Origin of the sequence: Peribacillus sp. Hz7, assembly GCF_042136355.1 — a bacterium.
Taxonomy (GTDB): domain Bacteria; phylum Bacillota; class Bacilli; order Bacillales; family DSM-1321; genus Peribacillus; species Peribacillus asahii_A.
In genome coordinates this window covers 39,069-55,818 of sequence record NZ_JBHHJV010000021.1, presented here as the reverse complement: position 1 = coordinate 55,818, position 16,750 = coordinate 39,069, and the positions used below count along the sequence as shown (strand labels likewise).

The window sequence follows — 16,750 nt, the reverse complement described above, 5'->3', positions numbered from 1 at the left end:
TTTCAAATAAAGCAAAAACCTTCCAAACTAAGTTCAGAGGGTTATTTGAGTTGTGCATTTTTAGTATAGCATGAAGTTATTTTTAATTTAAAAGATTTTTATTGACAAACTATTAGCTGGTTTTGTTTAAGTACATCTCTTCACAATCTTGCATTCAGATCATACGCCTGCCAATGCTCGACTTTTTTATTCCTTTTATACTCTTGCCTCTTACATATCCCTTTTCTCCCCCATATACTGCTAGTACAACTTAATATAAATTGCTCCATAAAAAAAGGAGGAATTAATTGAATATTATGGTATTAACTAAGTTTGTTGATGCTTTACCTCTCCCTTCAGTGATACAACCTGTTGGACATCGAAATGGAATTCCATACTATGAGGTGACGATGAAGCAGGTGAAACAACAGCTACACAGAGACTTACCGCCCACAACTGTTTGGGGGTACAATGGAACCTATCCTGGTCCAACTTTTGAAACAAGACGGGACCATCCTATCTTGGTTAAATGGATAAACAAGCTGCCATTTGAACACCTTTTACCTATTGATCGAACGATTGAAGGGGCGGAACCAAACCAGCCTTCCGTTCGAACGGTTGTGCATTTACATGGAGGACGTGTTCGTCCAGAAAATGATGGTTTTCCAGAAGCTTGGTTCACACGAAATTTTGAAAAAAGAGGTCCCAAATTCCTTCATGAAGTATATTATTATCCCAACTGTCAACGCCCAGCCCCGCTTTGGTACCATGACCATGCTTTAGGTATCACAAGACTGAATGTATACGCAGGTCTTGCTGGATTATATTTTATTCGTGATTCACAAGAAGAGAGCTTGAACCTTCCGAGTGGCAAGTTTGAAATTCCTTTGGTAATTCAAGACCGTTCATTTTACCCGAATGGGGAGTTGTTCTATCCGTCACAGCCTGATCCAGTACCCCCTCCAACACCAGAAGTCCCATTTTTACCAAATCCTTCCATTGTACCAGAATTTTTCGGTGACACCATCTTGGTGAATGGTAAAGTCTGGCCATTCCTTGAAGTAGAACCTCGTAAGTATCGTTTTAGGATTTATAATGGATCTAATGCAAGGTTCTATAAAATCCGCTTAAGCTCAGGCCAGCCATTTATCCAAATAGGTGCAGAAGGTGGTTTATTTGATCATCCTGTAGTCATCGAAGAGATTCTCCTTGCCCCTGCGGAAAGGGCTGATGTAATTGTTGACTTTTCACAACATAAAGGCGAAAGAATTATTATGACCAATAGTGCTAACTCACCATTCCCAGGTGGGACCCCACCTACACCAGATACCGCCCAAATTATGGAGTTTCGAGTTAAAAAACATCTCTCTCATCAAGATAAGAGCGTAATACCAACTACATTAAGCTGTTTAGAACGATTGAGCTCAGGTGAAGCTGCTGTGACACGCACAAACACTTTGGATGAATCAGTGGACGAGTTTGGACGTCTGCTTCTTTTACTAAACAATATGGGATTTAGAGACTTACCTATTACAGAAACACCTAAAAACGGGACAATTGAAATATGGCAATTATTTAATAGAACAAATGACACACATCCTATTCACTTGCATCTTGTTCAATTCCAAATCCTTGATCGGGCACCTTTCACTGGAGATCCTTTGGATCCTGACAATCCAAACAATCCACTTATTATTGGTCCTGCTATTCCTCCTGATGAAAATGAAAGAGGCTGGAAGGACACAGTACGTGCTAACCCAGGTGAAGTCACCCGAATCATCGCACGTTTTGGACCGTTTACTGGAATCTATCCATGGCATTGCCATATCCTTGAACACGAGGACCATGATATGATGCGACCGTTCGAAGTTCTCCAAAACCACGATTTTAACCCATGCATCCCGATTCCAGACGTATGCCCAGATGATTCATTTGCCCAATGCTGTCATGAGGACAACGAACATTGTGGATGCAAAGAAGACCATGACCATGATGAGTCTAGCTCTCATCACCATGATGAATCCAGTTCTTATCACCATCCTCCTCATCCTCACCGTCCTTAAAATTAAGGAAATGGTAAAAAGAAAGACTAGCTTAAAATCAAAAGCTAGTCTTTTAATATTTCTTATTCTGTTAACCTGTCCTTTAGCTTAAGTACATTTATTCACAATATCCATTTACCCCATTAAGCATTACTAAACAATCTGGCCCTTTTGTTGAATAAGAGGTCTACTAAATAAAAAAATACACCACTAATATATAAGTGATGTAATAATTATCATATAATGTGTGACATTAAAGACAAGTTACTATTCTTATAATAAAAATATACATTCACTTATCTTTAATTTTACAAAGTAGAGCTGCTCTTTTTACAACATTCTAGTTCATTAGATTTAAAATAAAATCGCTTCAGCTAATAACCGATAGGAATTAATTTTGTCTTCAAAACGATGTGTTGTCGTAGTAATCATTATTTCATCTGTTTCATATTCGTTTTGCAGAGCTTGAAACCTTTCTTGTATTTGTTCTGGAGTGCCAATTAACATTTTTTGTTCCATTTGCTTTTTAACTTGTTTTTCTTCGGAAGATAATATTTCTTTCTTTGCTTCTTCACCAGATGGAATGTATGCTCCTTTTCCTTTGGCGCTCCGAATTTTCCAAATAGACGAACTTAAAGCTAGCTCCCTTGCTCTCTCTTCTGTTTCCGCACAAATAGCTGTCACTGTGAGCAATGTTTTCGGAGAGGCCAACATACGCGACTTTTTAAAATTCTCTCTGTAGCTTTTCATACTCGCTTTACCATCCGCTTCACTCATAAATTCCCCAAACGCATACGCCACTCCATTTTCAGCTGCAAGCATGGCACTTTTTTTACTCGTTCCAAGCATCCATATTTCAGGCGGGACATCTGGAACTGGTGCTGGTTTGACGTTGGAAAATGCATGCGAGTCAGGAAAATCATCATGGAGAAATTGAATTAATTCAGCAACTAGCTCCGGCATTTTCCATACATTTTCAAGAAAGTTATTCGCTAGCGCCATTGATGCTTCTGCTGCTCCTCCAGGTGCTCGTCCAATTCCAAGGTCAATTCGATTCGGAAAAAGCGTAGCTAATGTATTAAACGTTTCTGCCACTTTATACGGCCTATAGTAAGGTAATAAAAGCGCTCCGCTGCCAAGCTTTATTTTTTCAGTATGAGCACCAATCACTCCTAACAAAATCTCTGGGGCAGAACTCGCGAGCCCGCCTAAATCATGATGCTCTGTCAACCAATAACGAGTGTAACCAAATGCTTCACCTGCTTTGGCTAATTGAATCGATTGCTGCAAAGCTTCTTTCGCAGAAAGTCCTTCAGAAATTGGGGATTGATCAAGAATACTGAGCTTCAAACTACATCCCTTCCTTCATCATTATGTAATAACTATGCTATAGTATTCGGACCCATCTGTCGCTTGATTCGCTTGAACATGCATGAAAAATGCTTTTCGAGAAAAACTAGAGAGGAATTATAGAAAGGAGCGAAGAAATATGAGTCGAGGTCAGCATTATAATCATAAGAAAAAAGGGCACCCTGGAAATCTTCCTAAAAATAGTGTAACCGAAGGAAAAGATCATATCCAATACGGTAAACCGATTGAAAATATTATTCCGGAAGAAGTATTTAAAAATCGAGTGAATGAAGAGTAGCCCGTTCTGTTTTCACAGGGAGCATCAGAAATCGCAAAAAGCTTGAGGAAATTTCACTCAAGCTTTTTAAACATTTTTCAAATAGAAAATTCACGAATTTATGCTTCCAATTTCAGTAACAGCTGCTGCTACCATCGGAATCCAGCTCATCCTTATTCTTATGTCCCTTTAAAAAAAGTCTCTATATTCTTCTACATGCATTTGTTGTAAAGCATGCTTTTGAACTTCTCCAATTGAAGTACGAGGAAATTCATCAATAATTTCAATAATATCTGGAACTTTAAATTTAGCTAATCGTAAACGGCAGTAGTGCATAAGCTCTTCTTTTAATACCTCATGATTCTGCTGCAAAACAACATAGGCTTTCATCCCTTCATCACGAATCTTATCAGGAATACCAACTACTGCAGCTTCATATACACTTGGATGTTCTTCAATAACACTTTCTACCTCGCTTGCAGAAACATTTTGTCCAGAACGTTTAATCATGTCTTTTTCCTCCTTCATATAGTTTCACCTTCACTAAATAAAGTGCTTATATTTTTAAACTAAGCCTCTTTAATAAACTGAAAATTCCAAAAATAAGTCCTTTAAACTATTTTAATTCACATATAAATAACAGTCAATTTTTGGATTCCATGTATGTATGTATCTATACTATTTCAAGAAGAAGATTAGAATAACTCGTTCTGTGTATTAAAAGTACAAATAGCTTAAAAAGACTGTCGAGAAACTCGACAGTCCAAAATTCATATAACATTCTCTTCAATTACTCACCAAACTGCCACACACTATGACTCAAATTTCCATAACGATAGCTTCGATGGAGTAATGTAGCTTTTTGTTGATTATGAGCGGCCCCCATGGCATAAAAAAGCGGAATAAAGTGTTCACTGCCATACAACGGCACAGCAAGCTTTGTTGCCGGAGCTAACGAACGATACTGAAAAAGAGACTCAACATCCCAATTATTCAAATGCTCTTCCAGCCACTTGTCGAAATCGAGGGCCCATTGATCAATTTGACCTTCTCCCGCCATATTAACCATTCCTAAATTATGTACGGTACCTCCACTCCCAATAATTAAAATATCTTTTTCTCTCAATGCAGACAGAGAATGACCAATTTTATATTGCTCCTCTGGTGAAAGATGTGGATTAACAGACATAGAAATAACCGGTATATCAGCATCTGGATAAAGCATTCTAAGGACAACCCAAGCCCCATGATCTAATCCACGGCTTGTTTCTACTTCATAAGATATACCATGGTCCGTAAACAGTTCTTTAATTTCCTCTGAAAGCTGCTCGTTCCCTTTTGCAGGATATTTAATACGATATAGCGCTTCAGGAAAGCCGCCGAAATCATAGATTGTTTCATATTCGCCTACTTGGCTTACCTGTTGTATCGAAGCCTCCCAATGAGCTGAAAATAAAACAACGGCTTTTGGCCTTGGTAATGTACGACCTAGTTGTGTTAAAAATTGTGTATACTCATTATCCTCAATCGCTAACAACGGTGCCCCGTGAGCGATAAAAAAAGCTGGGAACATATTTATTCCTCCTTATTTCCTAATTCATGATGTAACCATTGCATAAAGTCTTGATAATTTTGCTGAGATACAGTATGACCTTCTGGATAAGCATAAAAAGCTACATTTGCACCTAACTGTTTAAAATACTCATCATTCGCTTTTCCCCATTCAAATGGTAACACTTGATCAAATTCACCATGCGAAATAAAAATAGATAACTGCTTAACAGACTGAATTGAATACTCATTCTTTACGAATTCAGGAATGTATCCACTAAGTGCCACAATCCCTTTAATGTGATCTCCAAGTGTCAAACCTAATGTCATGGAAAGAATGGCTCCTTGACTAAAGCCTAATAAGTACAATTGACTTCGATCTATCGGGTACTTGTCACAGGCATAATCAATGAAATTGGTAATGCGCTTAACTGCGTCATCAAAAACAGATCGATGCGGTCTGCCAAATCCCTCAATTGTAAAAAATGCATAACCTGGCGGCTGTGTTAGATGACCTCGAATACTAAAGATATAACATGAGTTTTCCAAGCCACCCGTAAGTGACAGTAAATCTTGTTCATTACTTCCCATTCCATGCATTAAAAATAAAGCAGGATATCTTTTGCCTGGCTCAACCTGTTTTGGTTTACGAAGTTCATATATTATTGACGTTTGCATAACTTTATCATTCCTTTATTATATTTTTTCTATTATATATTGTCTCATTATACTACTATTTATTTTCAACTTAATATATAAAAGTTAGTTAATTAACAAATAAAATAAAGTAACTGAATATATTTTCGAAAACATAACCAATAAAAAAACCCATCCAATCGGCTAGTAATTGGGATGGATTCAATGGGAAATTGTACACAATTATTACATTATAAAATAGCTTGAAGTAAATGAGACTGATTTGGAATATGACTAGCTACTTCTTTTCCAATTTCAATTGAAGCTGTCGCAGCAGGTGATGGTGCATTACATACGTGAATCGTACGTTTCCCCACAATAATATGGAAGTCGTCTACCATATTGCCGTCATCTCTTAAAGCCTGGGCACGAACGCCTGCGGGTGCTGGAATTAAATCCTCTTCTTGAATTTCAGGAATCAATTCTTGCAAGCTCTTTGTAAATTGCTTTTTGCTAAAGGAGCGGACATATTCATCTAATCCTTCTTTCATGAACTTACCAGCTAACTTCCAAAAGCCTCCGTAACGAAGTACCTCAGCTAAATCTCTTACATTAAAATCTGTTTTTTTATAGCCTTCACGTTTAAAACTAAGCACTGCATTGGGTCCAGCGTCTACTTCCCCACTAATCATCCTTGTAAAATGCACACCTAGAAACGGAAATTTAGGGTTGGGTACAGGATAAATTAAATTTTTGACAAGATATCGTTTTTCTGGCTTTAATTTATAATATTCTCCACGAAACGGTACAATTTTCATATCTGTTTTGTAGCCAGCTGACGCTGCCACGCGATCACTGTGGAGACCAGCGCAGTTAATCACCATTCGCGCTTTAAATGTGCCGCGACTCGTTTCAATCGTTACATTATCCGATTCCTCATGGATTTTTTCTACTTTTGTATTAAGTTGAATCTCTCCCCCTTGTTCACGAATAATATCAGCAAATTTTTCGCTGACTTGTCGATAATTCACAATACCTGCCTGGGGAACACGAATCGCACTCAGTCCATTTACATGCGGTTCAATTTCTTTTAATTCATCGATAGAAATTTTTTGGATGTTTAATTTATTTTCCAGACCACGTTTATATAAGTTATCAAGAAGAGGTAATTCCTCCTCTTTTGTCGCAACAATCACTTTTCCACAAATATCATGTTGAATTCCATGAGTCTGGCAAAACTTCGTCATGGATTGACTTCCCTGTTTCGCAAATCTTGCTTTAAAACTTCCTGGTTGATAATAGATGCCAGAGTGAATGACACCACTATTATGACCTGTTTGATGTTCTGCTACAGCTGATTCCTTCTCAATAACCATCACCTTCGAATTTGGAAACCTCTCATAAATAGCCATTCCTGTTGATAAACCAACAATACCGCCACCTACAATTGCAAAATCATACATAGTCAATACCCCCATTTATTCTGGCTTTGTACTATTCAACCTCTCCATATATTCAATTAAATTATTTTTTGTTCGTAAAATATGATACTCAACTGCAGCCCGTAGCTCTTTTGGGTCTCCGCGTCGTACAGCTTCGTAAATCAATCGATGTTCACGTTGTGTTTCCTTGTGATAATCGATTAACAGATTGGGTGCAATCGGTGAAATGCCAAGCGTTTCAACCATTTTATGAACCCGTAACCACGGACACCCCTTCCTAAGGGTCTCATGAAACAATGCATTCAATTGAATGTACTGATCATTTGTTTCATCGCATAATTCAATTCCTTCCATTTGCAATAGAATCTCTTCCAACTCATTTTTATCCTGTTCAGTTAAAAATGACAATGACTTCTCAATGGCTAATCCCTCTAGCATGGCACGAGTATCATAGATTTCTTCAATATGATCTCGCGTAATAGGCGTGACCACTGCTCCTTTATGCGGGACCATTTCAACAAGTCCTTCCATTTGTAACCGTGTTAACGCTTCTCGAATCGGCATCCGGCTGACATTTAGCCGCTCTGCCCACTCTTCCTGAATAAGCCGGTCCCCTTCTTTCAGTGTTCCTACTAAAATAGCTTGCCTCAGCTTTTTGGTTACTTCATTAACAACTGTGGACTTATCTTTCTTTTTACTTTCTAACAAAGAAATCCACCTCGCATTAAATTGGATACAATTTACATATTATCATGTTTATTACATCACGTAAACCTCAAAAAATCCAAAAATTGGATACAAATCAATTTGAATTGGATACAACCAATTAGAAAAATCCGACATTGATGCTCCCCCTCTTGCCTATCTATTAGTAAGTTCACTAACAAGTTACACCGTACTGTGTTACTATATTGATACAAAACTTCCTATCTTCCTTATAAAGGAGAGTGTAAAAAACAATGCATCGTCATAATCCATCTATATCTGTTTGTACAGCGATATTAACGGTTAGCGATACAAGAACAAAAGAAAATGATACAAGCGGAAAAGAAATTTCTAACCTTTTAACAGAGCAACAGCATACTGTACATGACTATCAAATTGTAAAAGATGAATTGTCATTGATTACTTCTACCATTCAAGACTGGTGTAAAAATCCACTGATTCAGATGATTATTATTACTGGGGGAACAGGCTTTACGCCTCGCGATGTTACATATGAAGCTGTTTCCAGTCTTCTTGATAAAGAAATGCAAGGGTTTGGAGAACTGTTTCGCTCTTTAAGTTACATAGAAATCGGTCCTAAATCGATGTTCAGCAGAGCCGTGGCTGGAAGTCTAGACGGGAAAGCCATTTATGCTCTTCCCGGCTCTACAAATGCGGTTAAGCTCGCCTTGAACAAGTTAATTTTACCGACATGTCAACATTTCGTGGAGGAATTAAACCGACAATGAAAATAGCAGGTGTCATTTTAGCTGGCGGTAAGTCCTCACGTTATGGTAAGCCGAAAATGTTTGAAACCTATAAAGGCAAATGTTTTTATGAACATAGTGTCGATGCGCTCAAAGCCCATTCTCTTTCTCCCATTGTTATTGTCACTAATGACGCTCTATTTCCTTCTTTCAAACAAGATGATGTGGAGTTTATCATTGAACATGATACAAACGCTTATCAAGGCCCATTATTCGCTATGTATCAGGCCTTATCTAGCATAGCTGATGCTGACTGGTTTTTTGTCCTATCATGTGATATTCCTTTTGTAAATGCTGCTTTTGTTGAATATATGATTCATTTAACTAAGGATAGTGAGTATGACGCCATTGTCCCTGCTCAAGCTGATCGAATCCATCCGCTTTTGGCTTTATACCATCGCCGAAGCCTCGTTACGATGAAACAATTAGTAGATCAAAATGAAAGAAAAATCCGCTTATTTCTAGACCAAATTCGGGTACAAACGATCCCCTTCTCTAAGGAAGATCCAGTGTTTACTAATATTAATCACCGGGAAGATTGGCTTACATATAAACGAGTTTCTCAACATAGCAAGGAGGAAAAGGACAGATGAAAAAATTATGTTTCTTATTTTTCTCAATTTTGTTGTTATCGCTCGTTATGTCTGGCTGTTCGAACAACGAGCCAAGTAAACAAACACAAGAAGCCGCTAATGAAGAAGTCACATTAACAATTTCAGCAGCTGCAAGTTTACAAGACGCATTAACTGATATAACAGCTACTTTTGAGAAGGAACATCCCAATGTGCACATTACCTATAATTTCGGAGCTTCTGGGTCTCTTCAACAACAAATTTCTCAAGGAGCACCTGTTGATCTTTTCTTCTCTGCTGCTGAGGACAAATTCGATACGTTAGTAGAAGAAGGGCTCATAGAAAAGGATAAAGGAATCGACCTTGTTGGAAATGAAATTGTGTTGGTCGTTCCAAAGGAGTCAGATAAAGAAATTAAAGCATTCGAAGATCTCACCAAAGCTGAGAAAGTTTCCATCGGTACCCCTGAGACTGTACCGGCAGGGAAATATGCTCAAGAAACATTAGAACATTTAAAGATCTGGACAGCTGTTGAAAAGAAAGTTGTATATGCCAAAGATGTTCGCCAAGTGCTTACATATATTGAAACAAACAATGTAGATGCAGGAATCGTCTATAAAACGGATGCCTTAATTTCTCCAAAAGTTGAAATTGTTGCAACGGCTAAAGAAAATACTCACGCACCTATTATTTATCCAGTCGGTGTGATTAAGAATAGTTCCCACCCAAAAGAAGCCCAACTTTTCTATGAATATCTTCAAAATGAACAATCTATAATAACATTTAAAAAATATGGCTTTAAAGGTCTACAGTAACTAAAATGGCTTCAGATTTTTGGTCACCAGTCAGACTCTCCCTTGAGGTAGCGTCTGTATCTAGTGTAATAGTTGTCATTTTAGGAGTAATATGTGGGAGCGTAATGGCTAAGGCTGCATTCAAAGGGAAAGCCATCGTTGAAACGGTTTTCCTTTTACCTTTAGTTTTACCTCCTACTGTTGTGGGCTTTTTATTGATTGTACTATTTGGAAGGAATAGTCCAGTCGGACAATTGATTGAGTGGATTTTTAAACAACCGGTTATGTTTACATGGTGGGCGGCCGTTATTGCCGCTGTTGTTGTATCCTTTCCACTTATGTATCAATCGGCTAAGGCGGGCTTTGAAGCAATTGATCAAGATATTGAAAATGCAGCTCGTGTCGATGGAGCAAATGAATATAAAATATTTCTTTTTATTTCTATTCCTCTTGCACTTAAATCGATTATTTCCGGTGCAATCTTGAGTTTTACACGAGCGTTAGGGGAATTCGGAGCGACTTTAATGTTTGCTGGAAATCTCCCTGGACAAACACAAACAACTTCTACAGCGATTTATATCGCTATTGACTCAGGGAATATGGGAATGGCTTGGTTATGGGTTACAAGTATGATTGTGATTTCATTTTTTATGTTAATCTGCGTACGCTTAGTGAAACCTTAATCAGAAAATATAGGAGATGTCGCCTCTGATGGCTGAATTAAAATTAGTCAATGTTTATAAAATGTATGATCAGACCGTAACAGCTGTAGAAAATTTTAATCTGCATGTGAAAGATAAGGAGTTCATCGTTTTTGTTGGCCCTTCCGGTTGTGGAAAATCAACAACTCTTCGTATGATTGCCGGCCTAGAAGAACTATCACAAGGTGATTTTTATATCGATGAAAAGAAAGTAAATGATGTGCCATCTAAAGATCGTGATATCGCAATGGTTTTTCAAAACTATGCCTTATATCCGCATATGTCTGTATATGACAATATAGCGTTTGGTCTGAAGCTTCGTAAACTTCCTAAAAACGAAATCAATCGTCGGGTAAACGAAATAGCTGCCATACTCGGAGTTCAATCCTGTCTAAATCGTAAACCTAAAGCTTTATCCGGAGGTCAGCGTCAGCGTGTAGCTTTAGGACGTGCGATTGTCCGTGACGCAAAGGTGTTCTTGATGGATGAACCTTTATCAAACCTTGATGCGAAGCTCCGTGTACAAATGCGTACAGAAATTATTAAACTCCATCAACGTTTACAGACAACTACCATTTATGTCACGCATGATCAGACGGAAGCAATGACAATGGCTACTCGCCTTGTTGTGATGAAAGATGGCAGGATTCAACAGGTCGGAGTTCCAAAAGACGTCTATGAAAAGCCTGAAAATGTGTTTGTAGGCGGTTTTATCGGTTCACCAGCCATGAATTTCTTAAATGGAAAGCTAGAAGAAAACAAATTTATAATCGGCAGTATACAGATAACGGTCCCAGAACACAAAATGAACATGCTGCGTGACCAAGGGTATGTTGGAAAAGAGATTATTCTTGGTATTAGACCGGAAGATATTCATCATGAATCTACGTTTACCAACGCTGCAAAAGGGACTGCAATCCATACCAAAGTGGAAGTCTCTGAATTCACAGGCGCTGAAACGATTATCTATTTTCAGATTGAGGGGCAAAATTTTGCAGCTCGTGTCCATTCACATATAAGCATTTCCTCTGGACAAATATGTAATCTTGTATTCGATATGGATAAAGCCCATTTCTTTGATTGTCATACAGAATTAAGAATTCGTTTCAATCATGATTTTACGATATAATGCGTAAGCCCCTTCTATACTTCATCTTGTATACACCTGTAGCTGCTCTGTTATTTCGTCTTCCACAATTGGATACTTTTATATCTTTTATCTTAATAATCATAGACGATAATGACAGCTTTTAACGCGTCTGCTGTATAATATAATGACATAGTCAGATAAGTAGATGAAATTGAAGCATTTTGGCGTATAATTTTATTAATATAAGAACCTAAAATATCGCAGTAGGAAGAGGTGATCAATAAAATGGAATCGACAACGGAACAAATGAGGTATAAAAAAGTATTTTTAAAATATATGGTAGAGCAACAATCTTTGTTTTTAAATGAATGGTATGAGACCAAAATAATGGATGAAAACGACCTCTACAAAGAAAAGATAAAAGAAAACGGAATTATGTTGTATTCATTCATCCTGAATGCCATTAAAGGCTCTTTGTCCGACGACGAGCTGAAGCAATTGGCTTATGAGGTTGCAAATGAACGTATTGAAGCAAATATTAATATTGGTGATTTTATATACAATATTAACTTAGGAAGAAATATCATTGTCAGGAATGTTTTTGGAGCAAATATCCCCTTAAATGATATACAACTGATAATCAATGACATCATCAATCTATTCGATACATTTAGCTTCCATGCCGTGACGAGATATACACATCTAAAAAATAAAGTGATAGAAGAAAAGAACACTTTCATAAGTGAAAATCACAGAGATAAATTGGCAGTACTAGGACAAATATCATCCAGTTTTGTTCACGAATTCAGAAATCCCCTAACCGCAGTTATGGGCTTTAATAAACTCTTGAAAAAGGAAAATCCCAATCTGAAATATCTAGATATCATGGATTATGAACTAAATCAGCTGAATTTCAGGATAACGCAATTCCTTCACACTTCCAAAGCTGATTTTAACGAGGGAAAAAGGGAAAAGTTTTTCATCCGGGACCTATTTGATGAAATTCAACAACTAACTTATGCAAGTATAGTCGATGAAAGCATAAATGTAGATATAGAAATCCCCCCTGATTTTTCTATAATAGCGAGCAGAGATGCGCTAAAACAAGTATTACTAAACCTTTTTATAAATTCCATTGATGCATTAAAGCATAAAGATCAGCCTAGGACTTTGAAAGTACTTTCTTTCACTGAGTCAGATGAACAGATAATCAGCATATCAAACAACGGACCTGCCATTGCAAGTGAATACATCGAATCAATTTTCGAGCCTTTTTTCACAACGAAAGAATTAGGAACAGGTATCGGCTTGTACGTTTGTAAGAAGATTGTAGAATGTTATGGCGGTTATATGAGTTGTGTATCTAACGATAATTTAACAACATTCAATATACATTTCCCAAATAGTTGAGTGTTTATCGACTAACTGTCCAAAGGAGTGAAAATCATGTCTTATCTGAAAAGTGTAGATTGGTTAAAAAATCTAATGGATCAAAAGGTCATTCATTTTGTAATCGTGGATGTCCGATTTAGCTTAGGTGATCCAAATGCAGGCAGAAAATCTTATCTGAACGGGCATATCCCAGGCGCAGTTTATTTGGATTTGGATCAAGATTTATCTAGCGTAGTAGGCAAACATGGCGGGAGGCACCCATTACCCAATATAGATGAACTATGTATTAAATTAGGAGAGATAGGGATTGATCAATCCACTTATGTGATTATTTATGATGATCAAGATGGGATGTTTGCCGCTCGTTTATGGTGGCAATTGCGTTATCTAGGCCATACAAATACATACATCTTAAATGGAGGTTACTCTAAATGGGTGCAAGCTGGATTGGATCAAACAATAGACATTCCGCAATATGAGACAAGAGCATTTCATCCCGCTTTGCTTTCAGATGAGATTATGTATATGGAAGATGTAAAAAACAGACTTCACCATGAAAATGTTCTTTTAATCGACTCACGAGAAAGAGCGAGATACCTTGGAGAAGAAGAACCGATAGATAAAAAAGCTGGGCATATTCCTGGTGCCATCAACTATTTCTGGAAAGAGGTCATTACTGAATCCGGAGAATGGAAGACAAAGAATGATTTACAGAAGCACTTTTCTTCTGTACCCAAAGAAAAAGAAATTATCGTGTATTGCGGTTCTGGCGTTTCTGCCTGTCCTAATATCTTGGCATTACATGAGGCTGGCTATCAAAATGTAAAACTGTATGCTGGTAGCTGGAGTGACTGGATTAGCTATCCTGAAAATGCAATCGCTTTGGGAGAAGAATAAACCTCCTTATAATGAAAAACGGATTAAGGGAATCGAGCAGCTCATGATTGCTCTCGATTCCCTCATTTCAATATCTCTTACCCACCACTGACTGGAGGAATGAATGCAACCGTATCTTGATCCTTTAGCGTTTCATCCTCTGTCACGAAGCTTTCATTAACAGCGACCATCACTTGCTGAAGCGAAGAAAGCTGATATTCCGTTTGAAGATACTCTTTTAATTGTGAAACGGTGATATCTTGTTTCTCTACTTGCAGCTGGTCCATTCCAACTTCTTCACGTATTCCTGCAAAAAATAAAACCGTGATCACATCGATTCCCCCTTGCTTGGTTTTCCTTCAGGATATTCAACCGTCTCTAGTTGATCTCCTATCCACTTCGTTCCATCTTCCCAAAACTCTTTTTTCCAAATAGGGACAATTTGTTTAATCCGTTCAATGGCATACTCATTTGCTTCATATGCCGTTTTTCGATGCGGGGAGGAGACCGCAATAACTACAGCAACTTCTGTTATATCTAATTTACCTACACGATGAGTAATAGCTGTTAAGGCATCTGGCCATTTTTGCTGAATTTCATCTCCAATTTGACTAAGCATTTTAACAGCCATTGGTTCATACGCTTGATATTCAAGAGATAATGTCTTTTTCCCTTTTGTAAATTCTCTAACCGTCCCAATAAAAGTCGTAATCGCACCTGCCTCTCTTCGGGAAACCTTGCTGATTAATGCTTCTACCGAAATGGGACTATGCGTAATTTCAAATAACTCCATCCTTATTCACCACTTCCATTATGAAATCTATATATAAGTGATCTTCATTTAATTGAAACACTTTATAGTTCTGAACTAGTTTTTGATTTACCTGCACATGGCTAATGATGCACTGTACATTAGTTAAAGAATCCAGAATGGAAAGATCCTGTTCATCTCGAATCAAGGCTACTTTCGGATAACTTTCCCTTTTATATCCTTCAACGAAGATGACATCTATTGAAAAAAATTGGTAAAATCGTAACATTTCCTCCAGACTCAAATCATCCACCTTAGCGCGCAGCTGTAAGGTGCCTCCCCCTTCTACACTAGACACAACAGCCCCTGCCTCATAATGACGGATACTATCTTTAGACGGTGATTCATAAGAGGGTGCTCCGCCATGCCCATGATGCTTAATGGATGCTGCTCTTAATCCGACTTGTGCCGCTCTGCTAATTAATTTTTCCATCAATGTCGTCTTACCGCTATTTTGATACCCTACGACCTGTAAGATGGGACAATATTTTCCCAAGGCCACTCACTTCCTTGAACATCTTCTAATAAGAGAACATCAACCATCATTCCTTGTTTATATCCTCGTGTTCCTCCAGGAAGAACAATGAAAACATCCGCTGCCGCTAAAGAGGAGACAGCACTAGATTTATTGAAGCCAGAAGGAGAAGCAATCATCTTACCTTCCTCAAAAGAAATATGCCCTCTAATAAAACGAGTAAATGGATTCGGTTTAGAAAAATCCTCTCCTAACCACGCACTTTCTCTTTTCAAATGGGGCTTGTCGTTAAATAAATACGTACGAATAATAGGTCGTACCAATAATTCAAAACCCACATAGCAAGCAGAAGGATTCCCAGACAACCCAAATAGAAGCTTGCCATTCAGCTCTGCAACCGTTGTGACACTTCCTGGTCTCATTGCCACTTTATTAAACAGAACCGATGCGCCTAATTTCTCATAAATCGCTGGTAAATAATCATAATCGCCTACAGAAACACCGCCCGTTGTAATTAATATATCTACTTCTGATAAGGCTTGCTTAACAGCTAGGAAGCACTGTTCTAAATCATCACTTAGCTTGCCAAAGTATTTAACCTGTCCACCCGCTCTTTCAATTTGAGCCAAAATCATATATGCATTACTATTGCGGATTTTTCCAGGTTCAAGCGGTTCTTCTACTTCAAGAAGTTCACTTCCAGTTGCAATTACTCCAACGATCGGCTTTTTAGCAACAGGCACCTCTTTGTATCCAAAAGTTGCAAGCAATGCTGAAACTCCAGGATTGATATATGTACCTTCTTGTACTAAAACCGTGCCCTTTTGTGTATCCTCACCTTGAAAGGAGATATTATCACCCTTTTTATAAGAGCGTTTAATTTCAATGAACTTTTGATCATTGTCTGTATATTCTCGCGTTAATTCCAGCATGACAACAGCATTGCATCCTTCAGGAATTTGCGCTCCCGTCATAATTCGAACAGCTTCAAACGCTTGAACAGTTCCACCAAAGACAGAACCCGCACCAATTTCCCCTACTACTTTTAATGATAAAGGATGATTGGAAGAAGCAGATTTTGTATCTTCTGCTCTAATAGCAAATCCATCATACGGTGATCGGTCAAAGAAAGGTACATCATGATCAGCTTTTAAATCCTGTGCCAAAAAACGGCCGTGAGCCTGTTCAATGGCTACTGTTTCTATTACTCCCCTTTGGGCAAATTCCATCACTTTGCGAACACAATTTTCTACTGAAATAGGGGTTCGTTTCTCTACCATAATGCTCACT

General features: G+C 37.9%; 19 protein-coding genes. 9 read left to right on the top strand and 10 right to left on the bottom strand.

Annotation, left to right across the window (positions count from 1 at the left end; translation table 11 throughout):
* The first annotated feature begins 296 nt into the window (after positions 1–296).
* On the top strand, positions 297–2,042 hold the full coding sequence (locus tag ACE199_RS19765; RefSeq protein WP_375351282.1) for a multicopper oxidase family protein: 1,746 nt from the start codon (positions 297–299) through the stop codon (positions 2,040–2,042).
* 333 nt (positions 2,043–2,375) lie between these two features.
* On the opposite strand, the gene ACE199_RS19760 is transcribed toward ACE199_RS19765, so the two are convergent.
* On the bottom strand, positions 2,376–3,371 hold the full coding sequence (locus ACE199_RS19760) for an LLM class flavin-dependent oxidoreductase (protein ID WP_375351278.1): 996 nt from the start codon (positions 3,369–3,371) through the stop codon (positions 2,376–2,378).
* A 139-nt stretch (positions 3,372–3,510) separates the two neighbouring features.
* Here ACE199_RS19760 and ACE199_RS19755 point away from each other — a divergent pair, with 139 nt between their 5' ends.
* Positions 3,511–3,669, top strand: a complete 159-nt coding sequence (locus ACE199_RS19755) for a hypothetical protein (protein ID WP_375351277.1) — start codon at positions 3,511–3,513, stop codon at positions 3,667–3,669.
* Positions 3,670–3,837: 168 nt separating this feature from the next.
* On the opposite strand, the gene ACE199_RS19750 is transcribed toward ACE199_RS19755, so the two are convergent.
* The 5 genes from ACE199_RS19750 to ACE199_RS19730 form a co-directional block, all read right to left on the bottom strand.
* Positions 3,838–4,158 carry an AMP-binding enzyme gene (locus tag ACE199_RS19750; RefSeq protein ID WP_252282635.1) on the bottom strand — a complete coding sequence of 107 codons (321 nt, stop codon included), beginning with the start codon at positions 4,156–4,158 and terminating at the stop codon, positions 3,838–3,840.
* A gap of 280 nt (positions 4,159–4,438) precedes the next feature.
* Positions 4,439–5,221, bottom strand: coding sequence for a dioxygenase family protein (locus ACE199_RS19745; protein ID WP_375351276.1), 783 nt, complete (start codon positions 5,219–5,221; stop codon positions 4,439–4,441).
* A 2-nt stretch (positions 5,222–5,223) separates the two neighbouring features.
* Positions 5,224–5,877: an alpha/beta hydrolase gene (locus tag ACE199_RS19740; RefSeq protein ID WP_375351275.1), complete on the bottom strand. Its 654-nt coding sequence runs from the start codon at positions 5,875–5,877 to the stop codon at positions 5,224–5,226.
* A gap of 209 nt (positions 5,878–6,086) precedes the next feature.
* Positions 6,087–7,298 (bottom strand): L-2-hydroxyglutarate oxidase, encoded by a 1,212-nt coding sequence (gene lhgO, locus ACE199_RS19735; RefSeq protein ID WP_375351274.1) that lies wholly within the window; start codon positions 7,296–7,298, stop codon positions 6,087–6,089.
* A gap of 15 nt (positions 7,299–7,313) precedes the next feature.
* A complete protein-coding gene (locus tag ACE199_RS19730; RefSeq protein WP_375351273.1) occupies positions 7,314–7,985 on the bottom strand; it encodes a GntR family transcriptional regulator in 672 nt (223 codons plus the stop codon).
* A gap of 251 nt (positions 7,986–8,236) precedes the next feature.
* Between ACE199_RS19730 and ACE199_RS19725 the strand changes: the two genes are divergently transcribed.
* The 7 genes from ACE199_RS19725 to ACE199_RS19695 all read left to right on the top strand — a co-directional run bounded on the left by ACE199_RS19725 (position 8,237) and on the right by ACE199_RS19695 (position 14,195).
* Positions 8,237–8,731 (top strand): MogA/MoaB family molybdenum cofactor biosynthesis protein, encoded by a 495-nt coding sequence (locus ACE199_RS19725; protein WP_375351272.1) that lies wholly within the window; start codon positions 8,237–8,239, stop codon positions 8,729–8,731.
* On the top strand, positions 8,728–9,342 hold the full coding sequence (gene mobA / locus ACE199_RS19720) for a molybdenum cofactor guanylyltransferase (RefSeq protein WP_375351271.1): 615 nt from the start codon (positions 8,728–8,730) through the stop codon (positions 9,340–9,342). Before ACE199_RS19725 ends, mobA begins: the two co-directional genes overlap by 4 nt.
* Complete coding sequence (gene modA, locus ACE199_RS19715) at positions 9,339–10,136, top strand: molybdate ABC transporter substrate-binding protein (RefSeq protein ID WP_375351270.1); 798 nt, start codon at positions 9,339–9,341, stop codon at positions 10,134–10,136. Before mobA ends, modA begins: the two co-directional genes overlap by 4 nt.
* Positions 10,137–10,141: 5 nt before the next feature.
* The gene (gene modB, locus ACE199_RS19710) at positions 10,142–10,798 is read left to right on the top strand and encodes a molybdate ABC transporter permease subunit (RefSeq protein WP_375351269.1); all 657 of its coding nucleotides are present in this window, start codon (positions 10,142–10,144) and stop codon (positions 10,796–10,798) included.
* Positions 10,799–10,826: 28 nt separating this feature from the next.
* On the top strand, positions 10,827–11,945 hold the full coding sequence (locus ACE199_RS19705) for an ABC transporter ATP-binding protein (protein ID WP_375351268.1): 1,119 nt from the start codon (positions 10,827–10,829) through the stop codon (positions 11,943–11,945).
* A 246-nt stretch (positions 11,946–12,191) separates the two neighbouring features.
* The gene (locus tag ACE199_RS19700) at positions 12,192–13,316 is read left to right on the top strand and encodes a histidine kinase N-terminal domain-containing protein (RefSeq protein WP_252291387.1); all 1,125 of its coding nucleotides are present in this window, start codon (positions 12,192–12,194) and stop codon (positions 13,314–13,316) included.
* Positions 13,317–13,352: 36 nt separating this feature from the next.
* Entirely contained in the window at positions 13,353–14,195 is an 843-nt protein-coding gene (locus ACE199_RS19695; protein ID WP_375351267.1) for a sulfurtransferase, read from the top strand.
* A 77-nt stretch (positions 14,196–14,272) separates the two neighbouring features.
* On the opposite strand, the gene moaD is transcribed toward ACE199_RS19695, so the two are convergent.
* From moaD to ACE199_RS19675, 4 genes are read right to left on the bottom strand one after another with little or no spacing between them, the layout of a single operon-like run.
* Positions 14,273–14,506: a molybdopterin converting factor subunit 1 gene (gene moaD, locus ACE199_RS19690; protein ID WP_127761795.1), complete on the bottom strand. Its 234-nt coding sequence runs from the start codon at positions 14,504–14,506 to the stop codon at positions 14,273–14,275.
* A complete protein-coding gene (locus tag ACE199_RS19685; RefSeq protein WP_252295527.1) occupies positions 14,503–14,973 on the bottom strand; it encodes a molybdenum cofactor biosynthesis protein MoaE in 471 nt (156 codons plus the stop codon). Before ACE199_RS19685 ends, moaD begins: the two co-directional genes overlap by 4 nt.
* Positions 14,954–15,487 carry a molybdopterin-guanine dinucleotide biosynthesis protein B gene (gene mobB, locus ACE199_RS19680; RefSeq protein ID WP_375351266.1) on the bottom strand — a complete coding sequence of 178 codons (534 nt, stop codon included), beginning with the start codon at positions 15,485–15,487 and terminating at the stop codon, positions 14,954–14,956. Before mobB ends, ACE199_RS19685 begins: the two co-directional genes overlap by 20 nt.
* Positions 15,448–16,740, bottom strand: coding sequence for a molybdopterin molybdotransferase MoeA (locus ACE199_RS19675; protein ID WP_375351265.1), 1,293 nt, complete (start codon positions 16,738–16,740; stop codon positions 15,448–15,450). Before ACE199_RS19675 ends, mobB begins: the two co-directional genes overlap by 40 nt.
* Positions 16,741–16,750: the final 10 nt, after the last annotated feature.